Annotated in this window: 5 protein-coding genes and 1 pseudogene; all 6 read right to left on the bottom strand. The window is 51.9% G+C overall.

Features of this window, described 5'->3' with window-relative positions; all coding sequences use genetic code 11:
- Nucleotides 1-44: 44 nt before the first annotated feature.
- On the bottom strand, nt 45-491 hold the full coding sequence (locus WMO44_RS14750; RefSeq protein ID WP_005924902.1) for a DUF3846 domain-containing protein: 447 nt from the start codon (nt 489-491) through the stop codon (nt 45-47).
- Nucleotides 415-615, bottom strand: a complete 201-nt coding sequence (locus tag WMO44_RS14745) for a hypothetical protein (RefSeq protein WP_082210873.1) — start codon at nt 613-615, stop codon at nt 415-417. Before WMO44_RS14745 ends, WMO44_RS14750 begins: the two co-directional genes overlap by 77 nt.
- 41 nt (nt 616-656) lie before the next feature.
- Nucleotides 657-896 carry a hypothetical protein gene (locus tag WMO44_RS14740; RefSeq protein WP_120081570.1) on the bottom strand — a complete coding sequence of 80 codons (240 nt, stop codon included), beginning with the start codon at nt 894-896 and terminating at the stop codon, nt 657-659.
- Nucleotides 897-906: 10 nt separating this feature from the next.
- A complete protein-coding gene (locus tag WMO44_RS14735) occupies nt 907-1377 on the bottom strand; it encodes a hypothetical protein (RefSeq protein ID WP_349153024.1) in 471 nt (156 codons plus the stop codon).
- 66 nt (nt 1378-1443) lie between these two features.
- The gene (locus tag WMO44_RS14730; RefSeq protein ID WP_349153023.1) at nt 1444-2367 is read right to left on the bottom strand and encodes a ParB/RepB/Spo0J family partition protein; all 924 of its coding nucleotides are present in this window, start codon (nt 2365-2367) and stop codon (nt 1444-1446) included.
- Nucleotides 2324-2473 (bottom strand): annotated as a pseudogene (locus WMO44_RS14725) (ParA family protein); the annotation flags it as partial. The pseudogene WMO44_RS14725 and the gene WMO44_RS14730, both read right to left, overlap by 44 nt.

Genomic DNA, 2473 nt, shown 5'->3' with positions numbered 1-2473 from the left:
GATTTCTTCCTGCATCGTTACCACCTCCTGTGCAGAAAATCGTCTTAGCGGTCATGTTCCACCGGGGGCTTGTTTACGGCCTTCTCTGCGTCATTCTGAACCGATTCATCCGGAACCGGAATGACTATCAGGCGACGCCCCAGAGGAAGAAAGGCTTCGGGTTGATGAAATTCTTCTTCATACTTCTGCGCCAGCTCCGGGGAGAGCGATACAAAATCCTCCTCACCCAGACCTACCACCAAAAAGGTCCCGGCAATAACATCGTACATCAGCCCGTCCTCGTCCCATAAGGCACGGTTCAACGGCAGTCCCATGAGCTTGCCGTCATCGTTATAGACGATGGCAACCGGATCTTCAAAAGGGTAGCTTGCGCCGATGGAGCCGCCGACAGCCTGCTGCAATGCTTTCAGGTCGTTATCGATCTCGACCTGCTGCGGATACTGCCCCGGCGCAATTTTCAGCACCGACAAGGTGTTCTCGGTCTGTTCCATTATCTTCCTCCTCGAATTTGATAGTGATTTCCTGCCCAGCACGCGCGGCGTTCAACAGAGCTGCCACAAAGAAGCCGAAAAAGGCACCAGCTTCAAAAATGATAAACGAATAAATAAAATTCATAGCAAACCTCCTACATTGACTGAACTGTGAGAAGAATCCTCTCAGGGAGGACGAGGAGCGCTAGACGCGGTGACGGTATGCTTAGTGGAAACATTGGCATGAGTATGCGGTGCGGCATCGGTAGAAAAATAGTCGTACAGAGCATCCCGCAGAGAATGGAAGCAACGAGCATGGTAGTCGTGCAGACGGAGAACCAGAATCTTCAAAACATCAACGGCGGAACAGTAAAAGTCCTCCGTGACTTCTGCGAAACTCTCATAGCGGGTCATTTCGGTATCCATGCTGCACCTCTCAGTCAATGCAGATGCAGACCATCTTCTCGCGGCCAGCCATCAGAGGGACGCTGTTCTCGCCCAGATAACACTGGATCAGATACAGGTCACTGGTGGTAAGGGCAACAAAGCTGCCATTGGTATCGTAGCGAACAAAGACAACGGCACCGGACAGATACCGCTTGCCAGCCAGTGTGATGACCTGACGAGGGTCGTAACAGAGAGCCAGCGGCACATCTTCGCTGATGCTGTAGCAGGAATCTGCTTCATCGAAGCAGGGCAGATAACTGCGAACGTTCGCCAGCGGAGTGATGGTCAGTTCAATCTCCGGGGCAATCACAGCGGCGTAAACTTCATCATCGCCGAGCTGCCGCTCCAGCACATCGCTCATCTTATTGAAGAAGTCGGTCACAGCATTGTCCATGTGGTTGATTTTCTGGTTCATAGCTTCGATGGTCTTTGCGGTCTTGAGATCAATGGTAGTATTCATAGTGGGTTTCCTCCAAATTTTTGCAAAAAAGAAAGACCCGGTCGGGTCTTACGCTCAAAAGGTGTATCAGCGTTCATTCTGCCGCTGCTGTTTACGCTGCCACTGTTCCAGCAGCTTGATGATGGTGTCCTCCATCTGTTTCGGGGTGTAGCTGCGAGGAAAGTATTTCCGCAGGGTATCGTTTTTGATGACTACCTTGTCCAGCTCGTCCTTTTTTTCTTCTCCCATGACGGCAAAGGCAACGTCATACGAGAAGTGCCCTTCCTGCGCCAGCTTTTTAAGCCGCTGCGCTTGGGAAAGGGACGGTGCATTCTGGGTGTCGTTCATCGCCTCTAAAAAATCCCGCTGTTGGCTTTCGTCCAGATAGGACAATTCCACAGCGGGATTGAAGGCAATTTTCTTTTCGTCTACCATGTCCAGCAGTTCGGGGATAAGGTTGGTCAGGCGGATATAGCGTTTGACATTATCCTTACTCATGCCCACTTCTTCACCGATTTTCTCGGTGCTCAACTTCGGTGCAACTTGCACCGAAGTTAAATCCGACCTAGCACCTTGATTTTTTAGAGCTTCCAGCTTCATTTTGTAGGCGAAAGCCCGCTCACTGGGCAAGATGTTCTCACGTTGGAGATTGCTGTCCACCATGAGCAAAACTGCGGCATCATCATCCATGTTGCGGACAATGACCGGCAGCGCATCCAGTCCGGCAAGCTGTGCAGCGTGCTGACGGCGGTGCCCGGAGATGATCTCATAGCCACCCTCCGGGCGCGGACGGGCAATCAGTGGGGACAGTACGCCGTACTGCTCCACGCTTTCCACCGTGCGCTGCATGGACTCATCATCCAAAACCTTAAAGGGATGATTCTTGAAAGGAAACAGCTCTCCGATGGGAATCTGCTGAACCTGTTCCCGTTGTTGCTCCTGTCGGGATTCTTCCGTGGAGAAAATGTCATCTGCCCCTTTCAGCGACACGTTTAAGCTGTTTTTCGGCATTCGCCATCACCTCCCTTGTCAGAGATTTATAGGCTTCTGCCACCTTGCCTTTGGGGTCGTGCTGGAAAATGCTCTTACCCACGGCACTGATCTCCGCAGCACGGAC

This window comes from Faecalibacterium tardum, from assembly GCF_040096515.1.
Lineage (GTDB): Bacteria > Bacillota > Clostridia > Oscillospirales > Ruminococcaceae > Faecalibacterium > Faecalibacterium tardum.
This window is presented reverse-complemented; position numbering and strand designations above follow the sequence as displayed.